At 56.6% G+C, this 309-nt stretch carries 1 pseudogene; it reads left to right on the plus strand.

Annotated features, from left to right (window positions below):
- Positions 1-30 precede the first annotated feature (30 nt).
- Positions 31-309, plus strand: a pseudogene (locus ACI77I_RS32275) (lipase family protein); the annotation flags it as partial.

Raw genomic sequence — 309 nt, forward strand, 5'->3', positions numbered from 1 at the left:
AGCGGCCCGCGCCGTAATGACAAGACGTATATGGCTCAGGAGCGCGCCGAACAAGAAGACGCCCGTTTCTTTCGCGTGGAAGTCCGCGACTTCATCGTGCCAGAGGCAGCGGCACATCTGCCCGACGCCGACAGCAGCCTTGGCCCACGACCACAGGTCACCTTAAAAAAAGCCGTCAATCTGGTAAAGGAAATGCCAGGTATTGGGCTGGAGCCCAATCGCCATCATGTGTTGGAAGTCAAAGCGCTGAGAGCCTACAGCCCGCTGATATCGCGAGGCAAAGAATTCTGTGCGCTGAACAACTATCAC

Origin of the sequence: Pseudomonas sp. D47 (assembly GCF_045447305.1) — a bacterium.
Lineage (GTDB): Bacteria > Pseudomonadota > Gammaproteobacteria > Pseudomonadales > Pseudomonadaceae > Aquipseudomonas.